Source organism: Clostridium sp. AM29-11AC, assembly GCF_003480545.1.
GTDB lineage: Bacteria > Bacillota > Clostridia > Lachnospirales > Lachnospiraceae > Otoolea > Otoolea saccharolyticum_A.
Genome location: NZ_QUJI01000005.1, coordinates 128949 through 149826 on the forward strand (window position 1 = coordinate 128949; position 20878 = coordinate 149826).

Sequence of the window (20878 nt, forward strand, 5' to 3'; positions counted from 1 at the left end):
TATATACCACATAAGACCATTTCGTATTGTACTTGCAGTTAAATTATGATCCGTTCGTTCTGTGAAACTCTTGATATACAAAAATAAAAACGCCATAGACAATCAGAGTTTTCCTGACTACCCATGACGTTTTTCTTTTTACATAACGTTTTCAATCTGCCTTGTGCAGGATATAAAAGGAAAGAAACAACTGCCTGAGTTCTTCTGCCCTCTACTTGATAACCTTAACCGGGCACTTCTCTGCGCACTTGCCGCAGTTTGTACATTTCTCATAGTCGATGACAGCCACATTGTTGTCCATGTGGATGGCGTCGAATTCACACTGCTTGGTGCACAGGGTACATCCGATACATCCGGCGTCACATTTTGCCTTGACAGCCGGCCCCTTGTCGTGGGAATTGCACTGTACCAGATGCTCTGCCTTGTAGGGAACAAGCTCAATTAACTTCTGCGGGCAGGCAGCTACACATTTGCCGCAGGCCACGCATTTTTCCTTGTCCACAACTGCAATGCCGTCGACAACATGGATGGCGTCAAACTGGCAGGCAGCCACACAGGAGCCAAAGCCCATGCATCCGTAAGAGCAGGCCTTATCTCCGGCGCCAGGCACGACAGATGCCTTCTTGCAGTCCCGGATGCCGTAGTAATTGTACTGAACCCTTGTCTTGTCGCAGGTTCCCTTACATTTTACAAAGGCAACCTTCTTCTCGCTGGTACCTGCCTCCACGCCCATGATAGCTGCAATCTTAGCTCCTACCGGGGCGCCTCCTACCGGACAGGCGTCAACGGCTGCTTTTCCCTCGGCGATGGCCTTCGCCAGACCGTCACATCCGGGATAACCGCAGCCGCCGCAGTTGTTTCCCGGCAGCTCTTCTCTGACGAGAATCTCCCTCTCGTCCACTTCTACTTTAAACTTTTCACTGGCAATCCCGAGGAGCACACCGATGATGATACCGGTAGCGCCGACGATTACGGCAGCGATAATAATACCTGTTACACTCATCCTTCGTTTCCTCCCTTAAATTAATCCGGAAAATCCGAAAAATGCAATTGACATCAGACCTGCAGTGATAAGGACAATCGGTGAACCCTGGAAATTGTAGGGCACATCGTTGTGCTCGATCTTCTCGCGCACGCCTGCAAGCAAAATAATAGCAATTGTAAATCCGACGGAAATACCGATACCGCTGACAACGCTCTGGATGAAGTTATATCCGTCTGTTACGTTATTCAGGGCAACACCGAGTACCGCACAGTTTGTTGTAATCAGAGGCAGGTAAACACCCAGGGACTGATACAGGGAAACCATGTTCTTCTTCAGGAACATCTCCACGAACTGTACTAAAGCTGCAATAACAAGGATAAATACAATCGTCTGCAGATAATTCAGATCGACATGCTGTCCGCCGATGACGATAATATTCGTCTCCGGGTTCAGGAATACTGTATAAATTATGTTTGTCACCGCAGATGCAATGGTAATAACGAAGATAACGGCTGCGCCCATTCCGGCAGATGTCTCTACCTTTTTGGATACGCCAAGGAACGGACAAAGTCCGAGGAACTGGCTTAATACGACGTTATTTACCAGGGCCTGGCCGATGGCAATTAAAAGTAATTCTTTCATCTATCCATTCCTCCTACTCTGTCTTGGAAGCGTCAGCTTCCTTTTTTGCCTCTGCTGCAGGAGTCTCCGCTTTCTGCTCCTGCGCTGCTTTTTCAGCTGCTGCCTTCTTTGCTGCTGCCGCCTTTTCAGCTGCCGCCTTCTTCTCTGCTGCCTTTCTCGCAGCCTCCTCAGCTACCTTCTCGGCAATCAGGGCGTGGTTCGCAGAGCATGCAGAGCCCTGGCAGTGAAGACAGTCGCCTCCGCAGACAAGCTCAGAGCGCTTTACGGAACCATTTGTGGCAGACGGAGCCTTAAACTTGTTCTGCAGTGCCTGCAAAATAGAAAGTACGAAGAAAGCACCTGGAGCCAGAACAAAGATGGAAATGCGGAAATCTTCCGGGATAAAGGTAAATCCAAATACACCTCCGGAACCTAAGATCTCACGCACGGCACCGATACATGTCAGAGCAATGGTAAATCCAAGTCCCATTCCAAGTCCGTCGAAAGCGGAGGAAAGGGCATCATTCTTGGAAGCATATGCTTCTGCACGGCCCAGAATGATACAGTTTACTACGATCAACGGGATGTATACGCCCAGAGCCGTGTAAAGGGAGGGCAGATAACCCTGAATTAAAAGCTGTACAATAGTTACAAGGCTGGCTACAATAACGATAAATGCCGGGATACGAACACGATCCGGAATAATGTTTCGCAGCAGCGCAATAATCAGGTTTGAAAATATAAGAACGGCTGTGGTGGAAAGTCCCATGCCCAGACCGTTGACGGCCGATGTGGTTACAGCCAGGGTCGGACACATACCTAACATCAGGACGAAGGTTGGGTTTTCCTTGACAATACCGTTATATAAACGCTCCATACATTTTCCCATGAATCCCACCTCCTGTTAGTTTAAATAATTGTGCAGGAAATACAGAGCTGCATTTACTGCATTTGTTGTTGCACTGGAAGTGATAGTAGCGCCGCTGATGGAGTTAATCTCTGTCTCTCCGGCGTTTCCTGACTTCGTTACTGTAAGTGCATCAGCATTCTTTCCCACATACTGATCCTTGAATGCCGGCTCCTTGGCCTTTAAGCCCAGACCTGGAGTATCATCAATGGCCAGGAAGCCAATAGCGGAAATGCTTCCCTCTGCATTAAAGCCTACAGAGATTTCAACCGGACCGCCGTAGCTGTCGTTAGAATGTGTATTAATCACATATCCTGCCTCTGCTCCGGAGCTGTCTTTTGCAATAAGAACGCTGTCAACGCCTACATTTCCAAAGTCCATCCCGGCAAGCTCTGTATTGCAGGTTTCAATGGAAGATGCCAGGCTTGTATCTTCCTCGAAGCTGCTGGCCTCAGGAAGAACAGACTGGTACGTTGCATTATTTGCCGCAATAGTTGCCTGTTCAATAGGTTCCTTTGTTACCTCATATACGCCTCCCAGTGCAAGACCGGAAATGAGGGTGATTGCAAACAGGATGAAGGCGTCTTTCATAAATCCAGATTTTCCTGCCATTATTTCTTACCTCCCTTTTTTCCAAATGCTGTCGGAAGGGTATATTTCTCAATCAGCGGAGTGAGAATGTTGCAGAAGATGATCGCGTAGGAAACGCCCTCTGCAGAACCGCCGAAGATACGGAACAGAGCCGTGAGAAGTCCCAGGCAGATTCCGAATACATACTGTCCCTTTGGAGTAATCGGGCTTGTAACATAATCTGTTGCCATGAAGAAGGCACCGAAGATCAGTCCGCCGCCGCAGATGTGGGCTGCCACATAGTACATATCAAAGCCGCTGTAAATCGCCGCAAATACTGCCACAGTGGCAATGTATGTAAGCGGGATTCTGAGGGAGATGACTCTTCTCCAAACCAGGTATGCAGCTCCGATTAACAGAGCGATCACAGAAACCTCACCGATGGTTCCCGGAATCCGTCCGACGAACATGGCCATCACGTCAACAGTTTCCCCTGCCTTTAACTGTGCAAGAGGTGTGGCACTGGCAACAGCGTCAGAAAACGGTTCCGTAAAGGTTGTCATCTTTCCTGCAAAGGAAATCAGGAGGAAGCACCTGGCTGCCAGAGCCGGGTTCATCCAGTTCTGTCCAAGTCCTCCGTAAAGCTGTTTTACAACGATGATCGCGAACACGCCTCCCAGACACGGCATCCACAGCGGAATCTGCGGCGGCATGTTGAGGGCCAGGATCATACCTGTTACAACAGCACTTCCGTCGGAAATGGTGATCGGCTTCTTCATCAGTTTCTCATATACATACTCGGAGAGCACGCAGGCAACTACTGTCGCAATCAGCACCAGCAGGGCGTGCATTCCGAACTGCCATACACCGTATACACTCGCAGGAATCATAGCAATCGCCACGTCAAACATGATGCTCTGCGTGGTGATCTTGTTTCTCACGTGAGGTGATGACGATACGTTAAATAATTTTCCCATTTCTTCACACCTCCTACTTTCTGCGGCTTGCCGCAACAGCCTTTCTCATTTCCTTGAAGGCCTGAGTTAACGGCCTCTTGGCCGGACAGGTAAACGCGCAGCATCCGCACTCCACGCACTCCATGCCGTTTAATTTCTGGAAGCCCTCCAGATCGCCTCTCTCGGCAACGGACATCATAAGCTGTGGAACCAGGTGCTCAGGACATACATCCACGCAGCGCCCGCAGCGGATACATGGAGTCGGCTCCTGTGCCGCAACCTCATCCTTTGTGAAAGTAGTCAGCGCAGAGGAGGTCTTGGCTACCGGGAAGTCTGTGGAGAACAGCGCCTGTCCCATCATGGGGCCTCCGGAAATCATTTTTTCCGGCTGCTCCTTAAAGCCTCCGGCTGCTTCAACCAGACGGTTGTAGCTTGTTCCCAGCTTTACCTCAAAGTTCTGCGGATTTGCAATGGCATCGCCGGTTACTGTGATAATCTTTCTGATAAGCGGAGTGGATTCGCACACTGCATTATAAATAGAGACAACCGTGTCAATGTTGTCCACCACGCAGCCTGCATCCGCCGGCAGCATGGAGGAGTTGATCTCTCTCTTTGTCACCGCGTAAATCAAAGTACGCTCGCCGCCCTGGGGGTACTTTGTAAGAAGAGGACATACCTCGATTCTCGGCTCATCCTTCACCATCTCGGTAATCTTCTTAATCGCCTCCGGCTTATTGTTTTCAATACCGATCACGCCCTTTGCATTGTCAAAGAGCTGTAAGATGACCTTCAGTCCGCCGATAATCTTCTCCGGCTGCTCCATCATAAGCCTGTAATCGCTTGTCAGATACGGCTCACACTCAGCGCCGTTTACGATTACTGTGTCAATGGCAGCGTCGTCCTTTGGAGTCAGCTTTACATGTGTCGGGAAGCCTGCTCCTCCCAATCCGACAATTCCTGCATCCTTAATGATGCCGCGGATCTCTTCCCTGGAGAGCTTGGTGTAATCCCTCTTCTCACCGAATCCTTCTGCCGCGTTGTCCTGTCCGTCGTTCTCCACAACAATGGAGTCAACCATGGCGCCGTTCGCCACCAGCCTAGGCTCAATCCCCTTCACCGTGCCGGAGACGGAACAGATGACATTGGCAGAAATAAAGCCGCCGGCCTCAGCAATTATCTGGCCTTTTAATACCTGATCGCCCTTCTTAACAAGAGGACGGGCAGGAGCGCCGATGTGCTGGGACAGCGGGAATACCATCTCTTCACCCTGAACCGGGGGAAGAATCTGAATCGGTTTATCCTCAGACAGTTCTTTGCCCTCGAATGGATGAATACCGCCTATAAATGTAGCCAAACCCATCTAATAAACCCTCTTTCTCTAGTTTATTTTCTTCCCTGTAAAAAATGTGAATTATATGTCACAATTTCACAGTAAGAACCATCGAAAATAGTATACCATAGTGAAAAAAAATTAACAATTGGAAAATTTAACGTAATCATAATAATCGGTGTATAAATTTCAGTACACCTGAGCCGTGCGAAGGGAAAGAAAGGAAAAGCAGGCGGGGAGCTTGCTCACCGATTGCTTTTCCTTTCTTTCCCTTCATGGGGCGAAGCCCCTAAGCGAGGAAAACCATAGGTTTTCCTCGCTTTCTGCACGGCGGGCTAACGCTTTCCCGCCGCTTTTGCTCCTGCGAAGGAAACCTCTTCTCCCGCCTACTCTTCCGTCTCCAGACGGATGAAGCTACCTTCCTCCCCCTTTTTCACTACGATTTTCCTTCCCATCTGCTCTCTCAGCTCTGCCACGTGGGAGATAATGCCGATCATGCGCTTTCCGCCTGACAGCTCTTTGAGAACGGAGATCGCCCTGGCTCTGGCCTCATCATCCAGCGAGCCGAAGCCCTCGTCGATAAACAGCGCATCCATCTCCACGCTCCCCGCCGTATTCTGGATCACATCTGCCATGCCGAGAGCCATGGAAAGGGCCGCCAGAAAGGCCTCGCCGCCGGAGAGGGTTTTCACATCCCGGACGCTGTCTGTGTCCACACTGTATACATCCAGATCCAGGCCTGCCTCCCCGCGCAGGCTGAGATCTCCAAACTCCCGGCACCGAAGGAGAAACTGTCCCTGCGTCATCCGCCTGAGCCTGTGATTTGCCGCATGGATCATCTGGGAAAAATACTGTCTCTGCACATAGGTCTGGAAATCCATCCGCGCCGTGCCGCTCACCTTCCCGTCCGCAGCCAGGCAGAGACGGTTGACCGGCCCGTATTCTTCAAGAAGCCTCCTTCTCTTTCCAAGGAGCCTTTCAAGCTCCCTGCAGGCTCCCTCATTTTCTGCCAGTCTGGAGGCTGACTCGGAAAGTTTGAAAGAGGCAAGCCGCCGCTCCTGCTTCATGGCCTCTTCCTTCTCGAGGAGAGGCGAAAGCGCCTCCTCTTCTAATCCCTCCAGGCTTTTTTGGCACTGCAAAAGGGCGGAAGAGGCGGCAGTAAGGCTCTGCTCGTACTGTGAAATATCAGCTTCCAGGCGCTCCTGTTCCCCCTCCTTAAGAATCGCGCTCCTGTATTCCTCCTCTCCTGAAAATCCCATTTTCTGAAGAAGCTCCTGCCACTCACCGTAAATCTGCTCTTTCTGACTAAGAAGCTTCCTCTCTTTTTCCTCCTCGGAGGCCAGCCGCCCCTTCAGAAGGCCGGTCTGCCTTCCAAGCTCTTCCTTCCTTTTTTCCGCCTTCTCCTTTTCGGCCAGGAGCTTTCCGGCAGCCTCCTGTATCCTGGAAAGTCTCTCCTCTGCCTGCTCACCTGTCTCAAAGAGGAGCTGCTTTTTCTGCTCCTCGTATCTCGCCTTCAGGCTGCTCAGCCTGGACTCCGTCCCTGCCAGCTCTCCGGAGAGTTCCTTTCTCTTCCTTTCCAGATCCTCTCTTTTTTTCTCCTCCTTCTCCATCAAAGCGTCAATCTCTGACAGGCGGATCCTGGCCTTCTCCCACTCTTTTTCTTCCCGCTCTCTCTGCTTCTGCTCTTCCTGAAGTTCAAAAAACAGCTCTCTCATTTCCTGAAAGGCATTCTGCCTGTCAAAGACCGCGTGTTCTTTAACTTCATCCGCCCCTGGCTTTCTGATGGCCTCATACATAGCTTCACACTGGCTTTTTACTACCCCTGTCTCGGCTTTCAGGGCCCGCACACAGGCTAATCGCTCTCTCGCAGCCCTGTCAGCCGTTTCTCTCACTTTCTTTGCACGATCCAGCTGTTCTGCCGTCACGCGCTCATCCAGAAGCCGGGCAGGGCAGGGATGGCTTAAGGAACCGCAGACCGGGCAGGGCTTTCCCTCCCTGAGCTCCTCTGCCAGAAGCCCCGCCTGGGACAGTATAAATATCCGATACAGCCTGTCGTAGTCAGCGGCGGCCTGCTCATAGTTCCTGCTCTCCCTGCCCAGAATATCCTGCTCCTCTTTTAAGCGTTTCTCCCTCTCTTCCAGCTCCTTTAACTTTCGTCCAAGCTGGGTAACTTCGTCCTTTCTCTTTTTCAGCCGCTCTATCTCAGCCCTGCACCGTTCCAGGTTCAGGCCGCTGTCTCTTTTTTCCTCTCTCTCCGCCTTCAGGGCAGCCAGGCGTTTCAGACAGTCCTCCTGCCCTTCAGCAGAAGCCTCCTCCTCCCTCTTTGTCCTCTCCCTGCGAACCTCCTCTGCACGGATGGAGGCCATGCACTGTTCCAGCTCACGGTAGAGAGGAAGGGAGCGTTTCAGTTCCTGCTCCTGCTCTAAAAGCCCCGGCTGTTCTGCGCGGTATCTGCTTTCTGCCTCCCCGCTGTCCTTCTCTGCCTGCAAAAAATCTTCCGAGAGCACTGAGAGTTTTTCCTTTATCTCCCCGAGCCTCTCCCCCGCTTCGGTCCACTCTCCCTCCTTTTTCCTGGCCTCGTCCTCCTTCTGCCAGACCGGCTCCGCCTGTCTGCCCAGTTTTAGCCTTCTCTTTTTCTCTTCAAATACCTCCTGAGAACTCTGGAGCAGGCGCAGGTGTTCCTCCGCCGCTTTCTCCTGCTCTTTAAGCTCAGACACGCGCCGGGCTCTCTCAATCCTGCTGCCCAGCCTGTGCAGCTCATCGACCAGTCTCTCATCCTCCCTGCGCTCCTTCTCAGCCTCCATCCTGCTGAAGCTGCACGCCTCCTTTGAAACAGCCAGAATCTCCTCCGGGCAGCTCTCCAGGCTGGAAACTGCCTGCTCCCACCTGGGGGCAAGTCCGCTCTCCTCGGGCACACGGATGCGCTCAGCTTCCCGCAGGCAGAACTTCCCATTGTCCTCCAGCTTCTTTGCAAGCTCGCTGTTTCGCTCTCTGAGCTTTCGCTGAATCCGCTCATACACTCCTGTATCAAAAATTCTCGAAAAGATCTCCTTTCTCTCTCTGGAGCCTGCTGTTAGAAGCCTCATGTACTCCCCCTGGGCAATCATAGCCGTCTGTGAGAACTGCCCTCTGTCAACTCCCACAATCTCCCGTATTTTTTCATTGACATCTGAAATCTTTCCGGGAAATTCCGAGCCGTCCGGAAGAAACAGGGATACTCTGGCCGGCTGGGTCGTCATGGCCTGCTCCCCGTCCTTCTTCTTTCTCAGACTCGGACGTTCATAGGAGGGGCTTCTCACAATCCGGTAAACCTCTCCTCTGTCTGAAAATACCAGTTCCACCCTGGTCTCCTGCTTTGGTAAGGCAGACTGGCTGCGCATCATAGAGCCGTCCCTTCTCTGGCCGCTGGTCTCCCCGTAAAGGGCAAAGGCTATGGCATCAAAGATGGTGGTTTTTCCGGCTCCCGTATCGCCTGTGATCAGAAAAATCCCGTCCCCCAGAGCTTCAAAATCAATTTCCGTCTGCTTCAGGTAAGAGCCAAAAGCAGACATGACAAGTCTCAGCGGCTTCAATCCTCTTCCTCCTTCGCTTCCTCAATCACCTGGGCCATGAGCCTCTCCTCCTCCTCTGTCAGATCGCTGTTCAAAATCATGGAAAAGAACTGGCGGAACGCCTCCATGGGCTTTAACACGGGAATCGGCTCTTTTTCGTCTTCAAGTCTCCTTCTCGTCCTCTCATTGTCAATCCTTATCTCCAGAATGTGATCGTATTTCTCCCTCAGCTGTTCTCTGAAGTTGGCCGGTTCCCTCTCATCGGTCAGGACAATGCTTACAAAATCATGGCAGGACGGTTCAAAAGCCCGGCTCAGGACCTGTTTTAGGGTTCCTCTCTCCTTTCGCACGTCCTGAACCCCGGCTAAGGGCAGAAACGAGAGAATGGGCTCCTCCCCCTTTCTTCCAAGCTCCACCATAACCACAGACTTCCTGTGACGCTCCTCACTGACGGAATACTTATAGGGCGTTCCGCAGTAGCGGGCGGACTCTCTTCCCACCCTCTGGGAGCCATGGAGGTGCCCCAGAGCGGCATAATCAAAGCAGTCAAGGGCTGAAATATCAATCTGGTCCAGACCTCCCGCCATGAGCACAGCCGTTTCTGACTCACAGGTGTCCGGCTTTTCAGAGGCGCTCACAAAAAACTGGTGGCAGAGGATCACATTTCTCCTGCTGCTGTCAATCTCCTCCCTCTCAAGCATCAGCCGGAACGCCTGATCATAGGTGAGGCTCTGAACCGATATATCCTCCTGCTCACCGCTCTCTGCTGCCAGAAGCCGGCGCACGTACCCAGGTCTCATAAAAGGAAAGAGGTAGAAATCCACCTCCCCCCACCTGTCGGACAGCGTCACCCGCCTCAGGCGTTCCCCCTTCTCTGACGGAGGAAATGAACTGATAAAAATACGCTCCTTCTCGAGAATCTGCCCCGCAAAGCTCAGGCGCTCCGGGCTGTCATGATTTCCGGCAATCACAAGCACCGGAATCCCGATCCCTGCCAGGCGTTCCAGAAATCCTCCAAATATGGAATATGCCTCCCCGGAGGGGACAGACTTGTCATAGATATCCCCGCAGATCAAAACCGCATCCGGCCGGTATTCCTCTGCATACCTCACTATCTGTCCCAGCACAGCCTCCTGGTTCTCCCTGAGGCTCCACCCGTTCAGCTGTTTTCCGATATGTAGATCGGAAAGATGAAAGAACTTCACGGTTCCACCTCCCTTTCCTCTCTGCTGCCCTCATAAACGAAATTGCCCGGCAGCGGCTTTTCCCTGACCTCCCCGGCCATCTCCTGTCCTGCTGTGTCGGACAGCACGCCCGCCGTCTCCTCGCCGCCTGTGCTGCCGTCCTCAACGATTATGCGGAGAACGGCATTTGTCTTCTTTCCGTCATAATAAACCGGAACCGTATATTCCCCCGGCTGTTCCAGACTGCATCCGCTCAGATCATATTCGAACAGATCCAGGGAAAGCCCCTCAACATCCGGAAAAAAGTCCGCCGGATCGATGGCCGGCTCCTGGCCGGTCTCTGTATGTATATAAATATCCGTCCTGGAATTCTCATCAAACATGAGCTGTTTATCCGGCCTCTTCCCCTGAAGAGCCAGAAAAAGAAGGATGAGAACCAGAACCCCGCTGTATATGGTAAATCTGAATCTGTGTCGTTTCACTCCCTGCTCCTTTCGCTGTCCCTGCTGTTTTTCTGCGGCACTGTCTTTTCTGCCGGTGAGCCTTTCGTCTCTTCCGGCTTTTGCATGCCCGATCACAAAGGCCTGACATCCGGAACTATGCCGCATTCCTGCGGATTTTCATTCCACGATGCCAGGCTGGCTTTCCTGCTCTGCGCAAAATTTTATCTTAATCCGGAATAATCAGAGCCATAAACACCAGCTCCTCCCCCGTGTTATTTGCGATCCCGTGCCCGCAGCCGTCAGGGGTAAAGGTACGGTCTCCCGGATTTACAATCCTTGTGGTTCCATTGTCATTATACTCGCCCTGCCCTTTTACGATATAGTAGGTTTCGCTCTCCCTGCTGTGAACATGGTAGCCCAGGGAACACCCTGCCGGGATCGTCACCTCGGCAAACATCTTGCACTTTCCATTTAACTCCTCTTCATTCAGGATGCGCTTAACAAAAATCGTTCCTTTTCCTCCGTTGGCATTCTCTCTTCTCTCAATCTCCATGATCTTGTCCTCCTTATTGGATGGGTGAACCGCTCATCCCTTCTGATTTTTCTGTGCCCTTCTCTCTCTGAGGGCTTTCAGCTGCTCCCGGAAATACTCCCTCTCCTGTTCAAACTCCTTTGCGCCGGGGCTGACGCTCAGAGCATATTCAAGCCTTCCTAAAAGCCTCATCAGAAAGTGCTCCTCACTCTCACTTTCTGCCAGGCCCAGGCGCTCCATATGGCTCTCCGTCCCGAATCTGCGGCAGTAATAGCATTCCATGCGAAGCTGTCTTCTCAATTCTTTTGGAAGCTGCACCTTCTCATTGACCGTAAGGCCCGTCACCTCCTGGCGGCAGTTTTTCCCGTAAACTCCCGTCTTTTTCCAGTTCAGCCTCATGCCCCTCTCAGACAGAAAGCCGGAAACCTTCCGGATGACTTCGCCCGCATCAAAGCTGCCGGAAAAGGTCATGTCGTCGCAGTAGCGGCTGTATCTGATATTTCTCTCGCGGCACCAGAGTCCCATATGCTCATCAAAGGGCCGCATCACCAGATTGGAAATGGCCGGAGAAGCAGGAGAGCCCTGGGGAAGCCTTCCCCTCAGACAGCACAGGGAAGTCAGAAGACCTCTCACCTGGGGAGGGAACACAGTTCCTGGAAACGCCAGTCCATAGACGCTGGAGCTGGTTATGCTTCCGAAAAAGTCATGAATATCCAGCTTGAGAATCTTTTCCTGCCCCGTATGGACAGCCGCATTTTCCCTGATTCCCACTCCCTTTCTGTAGGCGTATGCCTGTTCAGAAGGTTCAAGTCCGGAGAGAACATTCCTAAGAATCCGCCGCTGTACTGCCTTCAGTGTGCTGTCGGGAACCATCAGATGCCGCACGCCTCCCGTCCGTTTCGGAATCACAGCCTCCCTGTAATGGCGGGACGCATGATTGCTCAGTTCGTAGAGGACAGAAAGCTCCTGCTCCTCTGTGAGGGAGGCATAGCCCAGAAGTTTCATTGAGAGAATCATCTCCACGCACTGCCTGCTGCTGCAGTGATTCCACAGCCCTGTCTCTCCCATCTTAAATCCCTTCCTCTCCTGTACAGTCACAGCCTGCAGCCTCAGTCAGTCTCACAGCATTCAGGCGGGCGGCACTGTCACAGCAATGCCGAATCTTCGGAGCCGTACTGAATATCCCCGCAGGGGATACCGGCGTTCATGCACCGCATGGGCGCTCCCTGTACGGTGCAGATGATTTGGAAGGCAGACAGCGCTGCCTGCCCTTCCTTCTGACAAAAAGAGCGACTCGCTCCTTTGGGAACCCTTATGTTCCATTCGCTGCCGCCCGCCTGTTTTTTCCAGGTCTTACGCTTTCCCGGCGCTTTGACCTCCCGGAATGCTTCAGCGGCAGCCCGGCCTGATATTCTCAGGACGCAGGCCAGCCGCATCTGGTATCATCTTATCACACCCCTTCCAAAAAAGAAAGTAGCTAAATTCTGCCCGTTCACTGCCTCCTTTCTCCCGGGCTGTATTGTTCATAATTTCTTCACAGCTTTTACATATTTTTTTCACACTCTCCTGTTATGCTTAGGACAGTTAAAAAAGTCACTGCTTTTTTAGCTGAGGGGCAGGAATTCTCCTTCCTTAGGGAAGACAGAACCCTGCCGGCACTATCGTTTGATTGAACGCGGCGAACAGACGACTGGTTCCCGCCTTCATGAAACAATCCGTCTGCAGACTTGCCTGTTGATAATCTCAGATGGGTTGGAGCCGTTACAAATTCTTTTTCATACATGCCGGCAGTCAGAGATGGCTGCCGGCTCCTCCCTTTTTTAGAGATTTTTTTCTGCATTTTCCTATTTTTTAACGAAAAATTTCTATTTTTTTCTTGAAGCTGTCCTGACTTTCGCTTATAATAGACAACAGGCGCACAGAGTATCTCTGCGCGGCCCATCTGCCCCGGTTCCGAAAGGAGTGCAGCCTTCCCGGGCTGTATCGCAGGTGTCCAGTCTCACTCTTTCTTATCCTGGGAACACACTGCGTCCGGGGCACTTTTATATTTCCCGCCTTTTTATTTTATTCCTCTTTCTTTCCTTCCTCTTTCTTACCGTTCCTTCCTCCTGAACTGGAATCTCAGGTTAAAATCTCAGGTTAAACGGCAGCCCACCGGCCCGAAGCAGCAGGCGGCATCACAAAAATGACCAGACGCCGCCATATTCCGGCTCTCTTTTGCATCTGCGAAGAAAGCCCACAAGGCAGCTCTGGTCATTTCCTTTTAAAACAGCTTTTTTACGTTTCAGATCACTTATTTTTCATCACTTATTTTTCGCTTCTGCAGTCCGGCCTATACACGCTTCAGTCACTCCTGCTCCATCTGTGCGACCCGCTCTATATGGATTCCCAGAAAACCCACTTCCTGCTGAAGCATGGGCTTTTTTAATTCCTCTTCCATATAGCGGCAGATCCTCTCGGCCAGGGCGTAGGCTCTGGGGAAGCTGGTGCGGGCGTACTCCTCCATATCCAGGTTTACCCTTTCTCCCCGGAGTGTCCGAATCAGCATATACCGGATATGGCTCACCAGACGGTTGTAGCCCAGGGACTGAACAGGGATCCGGATTCCCATCCCCTCCTCGATCATGGCAACGCTCTCTGTCACCAGACGGGCAGTGGTCATAGACTGCTCCACATCCTCATCGGAGAGGGCAGAATGAATGTGGAGGGTAATAAACCCTGCCTCATCCTCGGAAATCTTCTGCCCTGCAAACTGTTCGATGAGCTTCCTCCCCTTCTGGGCAACCTCGTATTCCTCCGGGAACAGGGCTCTGATGTCCTGGTTAAAGGGGTTTAAAAATTCTCTGCCCTCCCTGGCCCGCTGAACTGCCAGGGCAATGTGATCTGCCAGAGGCAGCAGGATATCCCTGCTGACATTTTTAAACCTTTTTTCCGCCTCGTCGATAATGCGGCCTGTGATTTCCAGAAACAGCGGATCCATCCCGTTGACCACCTGGAGGGCAGTATCCTCGCTGTGTCTTGTCTCCGCGGTATAGACATTGGCCTTTCCCGCGTCCTCGAAACGCTCCCCCGTCTTTTTTCCAAAGCCGATGCCGTTTCCGAGGAAAATCACTTCCTTTTTTCCGTCCATATCGTAGGCCAGGACTCCATTATTATTCAGAACCTTAATCACCCGGTACATTTCCGTTCCCCCTGCTTTACAGATTATCGGAGCTCTGCCGCAGCGTCCAGGGCCTCTGCATGGGAAACTGCTGTACAGATTTCCTCTCCTTCCTTCAGTCCCGTAAAGACAGTCAGGCATACGTCAGACGGCGCGTGCTCTCTGATATATTGTAAATCAAACTCCATGAGTTTGTCACCTCTTTTTACGCTGTCTCCGTCTTTTACAAACACCTCAAAGCCCTTTCCATCCAGCTTAACCGTATCGATTCCGATGTGGAGAAGAAATTCCACTCCGTCCTTTGTCTTTAAGCCGATGGCGTGCTTGCTGGGGAACACGAACACAATCTCTGCATCCTCCGGCGCCAGAACAATTCCGTTCTCAGGCTCTACCAGGAAACCGTCTCCCATCATTTTACCTGCAAAGGCCGGATCCGGAGCCTCCGTGATAGGCTTAACCGTTCCCGTAAACGGGGAGTAGAGTGTTCGGCCCTTTTTCACTGGTGATTCGGCCTCCTGTGATTCGGATTTCTGTGATTCGGCCTCCTGCACCCCGGCCTTCTCCCCGCTCTTTGCTTCGGTCTCCTCCACGCCTGAAGAAACTTTCTCCTCCACGGCAGCCGCTTTTTCGCTGTACTCTGTGTCAGGGGCTGTCGCCAGGTAGCTTTCCAGGTTGGACTTGATGACAGACACCTGAGGACCGTAGATCACCTGGACTCCCTGGCCCTTTTTGATCACTCCCACTGCCCCTGTAGCCTTCAGCAGCTTTTCATCCACCAGCTCTGACTTTTCCACAGAGCAGCGAAGCCTTGTGGCGCAGCAGTCTACAGACGTAATGTTTTTCTTTCCTCCCAGGGCATTTGCAATAGCCTCGCTGCGGCTGTCTCTGCTGTCCCCGGCTGGGCTGTTTCCTCTTTCGTCCTTCTGAGCTTTTCTGGCATTGACATCTGCCTTTGTGTAGAGCTTTGTCTCCTCCGTGTCATCCTCACGTCCCGGTGTCTTTAAATCAAACTTCTTAATCAGGAAGCTGAAGATAAAATAGTACAGGAAGAAATAAATAATTCCAACCGGGATAATGCGGATCCAGCTTGTCTTGTCATTTCCCTGAAGGATGCCAAAGATCAGAAGATCCAGAAATCCTCCCGAGAAGGTAAGTCCCACGGCTATGTTCAGCATGTGGGCAATCATATAGGCGGCTCCCGCCAGCACTACCTGAACGGCAAACAGCATGGGGGCTACAAACAGGAAAGAGAACTCGATGGGTTCCGTAATTCCCGTAAGCATACAGGTCAGGGCCGCTGACAGGAGAAGTCCGCCCGCTGCCTTTTTCTTTTCAGACTTGGCCTGGCGGTACATGGCGAGCGCTGCTCCCGGAAGCCCGAAGATCATGAAAATGAACTCGCCGGAGAAATATCTCGTGGCGTCTGCGCTGAAATGCACCACATCCGGGGAAGCTAACTGGGCAAAGAAAATATTCTGGCCGCCCTGGATCAGCTGCCCGTCCACCATCATCGTTCCGCCTACAGCTGTCTGCCAGAACGGCAGATAGAATACATGGTGCAGTCCGAATGGAATCAGCGCCCTTTTGACAATTCCGAAAATCAGGGTTCCCAGGTATCCGGTTCCCGTTACCAGGCCGCCCAGGGCGAAAATGCCGTTCTGAACAACCGGCCAGATGAAATACATGAGAATTCCCACAAACAGATACACAACGGTTGAGATAATCGGCACAAACCGTGAACCCCCGAAGAAGGAGAGCGCGTTGGGAAGCACAATTTTATGGAACCTGTTGTGCAGCGCCGCAACGCCCAGTCCCACGATGATGCCTCCGAACACTCCCATCTGCAGTGTCTGCATACCGCAGACGCTGGCGATGGTTCCGTCTAAGACTCCCTCTGCCACGCTTCCGTCAGCCAGCACCTTTCCGCTGATCAGCAGCACCGCATTGATGGAGATATGCATAACAAAAAAGGCGATCAGGGCCGACAGGGCGGAAACCTCCTTCTCCTCCTTAGCCATACCGATGGCAACGCCCACTGCAAAGATAAGGGGCAGATTGTCAAAAATAACATTTCCCGCCTTGCTCATAATCAGGAGCAGGGCGTTTAACACAGTCCCATCGCCGAGAATGCTCTCCAGGTGATAGGTTGAAATCGTTGTGGCGTTCGTAAAGGAGCTTCCGATTCCGAGAAGCAGTCCCGCCACAGGCAGAATCGCGATGGGAAGCATGAAGCTGCGCCCCACTCGCTGAAGTACGCCGAAAATCTGGTCTTTCATACTTTTCTTCCTTTCCTCTTTTTCTTTTTTTCTTTTTCATAGTGTTTCCCCGTTTTCTGCCATCATAAACGCCAGAAAAGCCTTCATACCTTAAAAAGGCCTCCTCTGTTCAGCGTCTTTTCCCGGCGTGAAGTGGGAAGGAATTTGCCAAAACAAAAAGGCATTAACCATCCGGACTGTGTATCACAGCTTCAGATACACTGACAGCGTCTGAAACACAATCCAAATAGTTAATGCCTGCCTTACCAGTAACACACTATGACAATATGAGCGGAGTCTGTACAGCCCGTGCGGTCTCACAGAAAACCTCCGTTTTTTCGGTTCCCAGTATAGCTAAGAAACGGCTGTTTGTCAATATGGAATCTCTATAAGAATGAAGAACCAGGACCCCGGGCTGTCTGCTGCCCTTCTATGGCTCCCGGCAGCCTAAGAGGGTGCAGATGCGCCTGGCGCAGGCCTCTGCCTCTGCCGCCTCCTCTGTATCCAGGCGGCTAAAAGCCTCTGCGATACCTTTCTCTCCAAGTCCCTGTATCCATTCTGCCATCTGAATGAGAGATTCCGCCTTCTCTTCCTCGAACGGCCGACCCCGGAAGTGCTCCTGCTGCTTTCCTCTTTCTCCGACTATCTGGAAGAAAGAAGCTGCCCCTCCAGTCACGGCCTTTCCCTCCTGATCCTCGCAGGGCCACAGAAATCTCCCCATCTCCCTTGCACATGAATATTCCGAGCCTGTGTCCAGACTGCATATCACGAACAGATTGGAATTTCTGCAGCCTTCCCGGAGAGCCGGATGCACAAACAGAAAGCTCTCTGGGCGGTCAAAGGCTTTTAACTCCTCCCCCTCTCTCAGAAGTCTGCCGATTCCCCGGTTTACATCCTCCGTGAGCCGTTTCCTCCAGCTGCCGCTCTCCTTACTGTCCCATCCGTCAAGCTCCCTCTCTCTGCCCCTTCTGTCCAGGCCCAGAAATACACGGCGCACCGCTCCCGGCTGCCCTGCCGCCTCCGGAATCTGAAGCGTCTGGAAAAATGGCCTCAGCTCTTCCTGGTGCCTGGCAGCCGCCTCCATATATTCCCAGTCAAACTCTGCCAGAATCTTCTCCCTCTGCTCCTTTTTGGCTTCCGTGAAAATAAGAGTCAGGGCCTTCACCCTCTTTCCCTCTCTGAATAGAGAAAGCTGCGCCTGAAAGTGAAGCTCCACTGCTGCGCGAATTCTCTCTGTCTGTTTTTCTGTCTCTGCCTGCGGATTTTCTTCTGATATCTCTCCAGGCATCTTCTGAGGCACAGGCACTGCAAGGGGAACCCTCACCGCTCCCTCTGCCAAAGCCTGTTTCAGAGGGAAGCTGAAGGTCTTGTTGCACTCCCTCCACGGCTCCGACTCAAACCGCATGGTAAACAGCGGATTCAGCTCTTTCATGGCTTCCAGGGATTTGGAACTGTAGCCGCTGCCCTCGATTCGGCAGGGTTCATCCACCATAACAGCCGGGCGGACGGCACATATATCTTCCCAAAGAACCTGCCCGTATTCATCCTCCGCTCTCAGACGGTTGGTCGCCCGGTTAAAGGCCTGTATGTTCATAATGCAGACAGAGAGATCCTTCGATTCCACAAACCTTGTGCTGATCTCTCCTGTGTGCTCACTGTTAAATGAAAAAACACATTTCTCCGGATCCGGATACCCCAGGTCTGTCATATATCCTGACAGCTTTCTCACCGACTCCTCCAGGCTCAGTCTGGCCGCCACAGAAGGCACAGCCACAATAAATTTAGTCAGCCCCAGAGCGCGGTTCATCTCCAGAATCATACGGAGCATAACAAAGAAACGTCCTTCTCCCTCCGGCATTTCCATGGTAAAGCAGCGTTCCTCCTGCGCAGAAAGGCCTGAGTTCATGGGGATGATTCCATTATCCCTCTGAACCCGTTTCAGATTTTTTTCCAGAGCCTGCCCGTCAGCCATCGTTGGATTTCCCACCGGAATTCCAAAACCTGGAAAACAGATCCGGCCTTTTTCCTGAACCGCTGTTTTCTCGCCGAAAGCGTCCGTTTTCTCATCCTCTTCATCCGTCTTTTCAAACAAACCTCTGAACAGACGAAGCGCCGTCTTTACCGCCTCTGTCTGCCACCCGTCCTCTTTCCCCTGAACCGCCCTGTATCGCCTCATATCCTTTCCTCCCGTCCCTGTCATTCTCACCTTCAGGATATAAGGAAATTATACCATTTTCGACAGGAAAATAAAATATTTGACAGCCGGAAGATTTTAAAAGGCTCAGAAGCTGTCCGGCGCCTGCAGTCATCTTCCCGTCTTCCTCTCCCAGCTGCACTCAGGCCTCCCCGGCGCCTATCTTTTCCTCTATGAAATCTTTTACCTTGTCACGCTCCAGATCCAGCGAGACGGCCAGCTCTCCGTACAGATTATCCTCTGCCAGTTTAAAGTAGCGGCTGTCTGCCGCTGTAATCTTTTTCCCCTCGCTCATCCGCTTCCTGCGCCGCAGATAAATGGTTTTGATAATCCGCACAAGCTCTCTTCCGTCACAGGTGCGCACTGCTTCCCGGTATTCCTCCTCCCTCTTTCTCTCATTCTGAATCCAGAGGGGGCTTATCTCCCGCATCTGCCCTATCAGATCCATCGCCTCCTCCCTGGTCATCACAGGGCGCATCAGCACCTTCTGATTGTCCACGGGAGTGAAGATCGTGCTTCCCGGATCCCTGCAGGGAATCAGCGTATAGCAAAGCCGTTCTTCCTTCCCAGAGCCATAGGGAAGAATTCCCACCCGCTCCACCTTGCAGGCTCCGCTGCTCCCATAAATGATATACTCGCCTTCCTGAAACATAGTTTCTCATCCGCTCCTTTCTTTCATCTGTTTTTCTCAATACTCTGTTCTCCTCTTCCAGAAAAGCTTTCTTTTAGAGATTTCTTAATTAGGAGGCTTTTTCAAGGCCTTCTTTTAGAAACTTTCTCATAAAGACTTTCTTCTAAAAGATTATAAAGGACTTTCTTTAAGAGGCTTTCTTTAATTTTATCATCGATTTTTCTGACATGTAAGCAGTTTCCGGGGCTTCGACAAATTTTTGTTCACTTTTCTCGCGTATCACGGTTCGGGATTTTGGGGGTTTTTGTGCAATTTTCTTATTCAATTCTCCCGCCTCCCTGGAGCATATTACAGCTCCCACAGAGACTGTTTTAAATTTTTTTATTTTTATTAAAAAAACACTTGCATTTTTCCGGAAATATGATATACTATCCAAGTCGCAGGTGATACGGCAAAGAAACAGTAAATTAAAAAGTAGATAAGGCCTGTTGGTCAAGCGGTCAAGACGACGCCCTCTCACGGCGTAAACCCGGGTTCGATTCCCGGACAGGTCATTTAAAATGGACATCACAGAATTGTGATGTCTTTTTTCTGTTAGAAACCACAGCCCTTGCCTGTATCCATTCGCTCTACCCCCATGTTCTTTTCCCCATGTTCTTTTTCCGCTGCATCTCCCCTTTCAGTTCTGCTCACAGGTATTTTTATATATTATTTCCAATTTTTAGGTTTTTTTTACACTCTGATAACAAAGAGGACACACTTTTTCGGTATGATAATCTCACAAACAAGGCAGAGCGCCTTTTCACATAAATTCTTTTTCATACTACTTCCCCTTTTCTGGCAGCCAGAGGCTGCCAGTTTTTCGTTTCAGAGAAGCCCTTAGGGATGGATGGTTCAGAATGTTCCGTAATGAACCTTCCCGCGCTCGGCCTCCTGCAGCAGATGAGGTTTCGGATGTTTCTCTGTAATTCCTACTGAGAGCACTGCCTCCAGGGCCAATCCCTCCGGCACTCCAAACAAACGGCGGCAGAATTCCTCTGTGCTCTCTCCTCCATCGGCCTTTCTAAGCCTTCCCTGAATCCAGCAGCTTCCAAGACCCAGGCTCTCTGCCATCAGATGCATGTTGCTCACAGCTATGGCACAGTCCTCCGTCCACACATCCGTTTTCTGAGGATCTCCAAACACCAGAATGGCGCAGCCCGCCTTTTCCAGCATTTTCACTCCCCCCTCCCGGCATCTGGAGAGCCTGAGCAGAGCCTCCTTATCCTCCACCACCAGAAATTCCCATGGTCTCCTGTTACGCCCCGACGGAGAGAGCAGTCCGGCCTCAAGAATCTTTTCGATCTTTTCCTTCGGAACCGCCTCTCCCGTATATTCCCTGACACTCCTTCTGTTCAGCAAAAGCTCCATAAAATCCATATTCCGTCCTCCTTTTCACAGCTTGTTTTGCCCTTTTCCCCTGCGTTTCCATCCCATCTTTTGTTTTCGGATATTCCCCGCAGAATCTATAAAAATCTTACCACTCAGGCCTGCCTTTTGCAAGAAAGGCTTCCCGCGTC

Annotated in this window: 17 protein-coding genes and 1 tRNA gene; 1 reads left to right on the top strand and 17 read right to left on the bottom strand. The window is 51.6% G+C overall.

Going from position 1 to position 20878, the window contains the following annotated elements; translation table 11 throughout:
• Positions 1 to 211: 211 nt before the first annotated feature.
• From DW757_RS05780 to DW757_RS05865, 16 genes are all read right to left on the bottom strand, one after another.
• A complete protein-coding gene (locus tag DW757_RS05780) occupies positions 212 to 1003 on the bottom strand; it encodes an RnfABCDGE type electron transport complex subunit B (protein ID WP_008395633.1) in 792 nt (263 codons plus the stop codon).
• A 15-nt stretch (positions 1004 to 1018) separates the two neighbouring features.
• Entirely contained in the window at positions 1019 to 1627 is a 609-nt protein-coding gene (locus DW757_RS05785) for an RnfABCDGE type electron transport complex subunit A (protein ID WP_008395634.1), read from the bottom strand.
• Positions 1628 to 1640: 13 nt separating this feature from the next.
• Complete coding sequence (locus tag DW757_RS05790) at positions 1641 to 2495, bottom strand: electron transport complex subunit E (RefSeq protein ID WP_021966309.1); 855 nt, start codon at positions 2493 to 2495, stop codon at positions 1641 to 1643.
• 15 nt (positions 2496 to 2510) lie between these two features.
• The gene (locus DW757_RS05795) at positions 2511 to 3125 is read right to left on the bottom strand and encodes an FMN-binding protein (RefSeq protein ID WP_008395636.1); all 615 of its coding nucleotides are present in this window, start codon (positions 3123 to 3125) and stop codon (positions 2511 to 2513) included.
• Positions 3125 to 4060: an RnfABCDGE type electron transport complex subunit D gene (locus DW757_RS05800; RefSeq protein WP_015544163.1), complete on the bottom strand. Its 936-nt coding sequence runs from the start codon at positions 4058 to 4060 to the stop codon at positions 3125 to 3127. Before DW757_RS05800 ends, DW757_RS05795 begins: the two co-directional genes overlap by 1 nt.
• A 13-nt stretch (positions 4061 to 4073) precedes the next feature.
• Positions 4074 to 5399 (bottom strand): electron transport complex subunit RsxC, encoded by a 1326-nt coding sequence (gene rsxC / locus DW757_RS05805; protein ID WP_118751224.1) that lies wholly within the window; start codon positions 5397 to 5399, stop codon positions 4074 to 4076.
• A 356-nt stretch (positions 5400 to 5755) separates the two neighbouring features.
• The gene (locus DW757_RS05810) at positions 5756 to 8941 is read right to left on the bottom strand and encodes an SMC family ATPase (protein ID WP_243033418.1); all 3186 of its coding nucleotides are present in this window, start codon (positions 8939 to 8941) and stop codon (positions 5756 to 5758) included.
• Positions 8938 to 10125, bottom strand: coding sequence for an exonuclease SbcCD subunit D (locus DW757_RS05815; protein ID WP_118751225.1), 1188 nt, complete (start codon positions 10123 to 10125; stop codon positions 8938 to 8940). The genes DW757_RS05810 and DW757_RS05815 overlap by 4 nt, the downstream gene beginning before the upstream one ends.
• Complete coding sequence (locus tag DW757_RS05820; RefSeq protein WP_243033421.1) at positions 10122 to 10586, bottom strand: hypothetical protein; 465 nt, start codon at positions 10584 to 10586, stop codon at positions 10122 to 10124. Before DW757_RS05820 ends, DW757_RS05815 begins: the two co-directional genes overlap by 4 nt.
• A gap of 187 nt (positions 10587 to 10773) precedes the next feature.
• The gene (locus DW757_RS05825) at positions 10774 to 11100 is read right to left on the bottom strand and encodes a cupin domain-containing protein (protein WP_118751226.1); all 327 of its coding nucleotides are present in this window, start codon (positions 11098 to 11100) and stop codon (positions 10774 to 10776) included.
• A 33-nt stretch (positions 11101 to 11133) separates the two neighbouring features.
• Positions 11134 to 12147, bottom strand: coding sequence for a reverse transcriptase family protein (locus DW757_RS05830; protein WP_118751227.1), 1014 nt, complete (start codon positions 12145 to 12147; stop codon positions 11134 to 11136).
• Between the two features lie 475 nt (positions 12148 to 12622).
• Positions 12623 to 13021 carry a hypothetical protein gene (locus tag DW757_RS05840; protein ID WP_118751229.1) on the bottom strand — a complete coding sequence of 133 codons (399 nt, stop codon included), beginning with the start codon at positions 13019 to 13021 and terminating at the stop codon, positions 12623 to 12625.
• Positions 13022 to 13426: 405 nt separating this feature from the next.
• Complete coding sequence (locus DW757_RS05845; protein ID WP_118751230.1) at positions 13427 to 14260, bottom strand: PRD domain-containing protein; 834 nt, start codon at positions 14258 to 14260, stop codon at positions 13427 to 13429.
• Positions 14261 to 14283: 23 nt separating this feature from the next.
• Complete coding sequence (locus DW757_RS05850) at positions 14284 to 16515, bottom strand: PTS transporter subunit IIABC (RefSeq protein WP_118751231.1); 2232 nt, start codon at positions 16513 to 16515, stop codon at positions 14284 to 14286.
• 409 nt (positions 16516 to 16924) lie between these two features.
• Entirely contained in the window at positions 16925 to 18670 is a 1746-nt protein-coding gene (locus tag DW757_RS05855) for a hypothetical protein (protein ID WP_147355628.1), read from the bottom strand.
• Positions 18671 to 18830: 160 nt separating this feature from the next.
• Positions 18831 to 19340: a CarD family transcriptional regulator gene (locus tag DW757_RS05865; protein ID WP_008395655.1), complete on the bottom strand. Its 510-nt coding sequence runs from the start codon at positions 19338 to 19340 to the stop codon at positions 18831 to 18833.
• A 461-nt stretch (positions 19341 to 19801) separates the two neighbouring features.
• Between DW757_RS05865 and DW757_RS05870 the strand changes: the two genes are divergently transcribed.
• A tRNA-Glu gene (locus DW757_RS05870) sits at positions 19802 to 19873 on the top strand.
• Positions 19874 to 20213: 340 nt separating this feature from the next.
• On the opposite strand, the gene DW757_RS05875 is transcribed toward DW757_RS05870, so the two are convergent.
• The gene (locus DW757_RS05875; RefSeq protein ID WP_008395658.1) at positions 20214 to 20738 is read right to left on the bottom strand and encodes a nitroreductase family protein; all 525 of its coding nucleotides are present in this window, start codon (positions 20736 to 20738) and stop codon (positions 20214 to 20216) included.
• Positions 20739 to 20878: the final 140 nt, after the last annotated feature.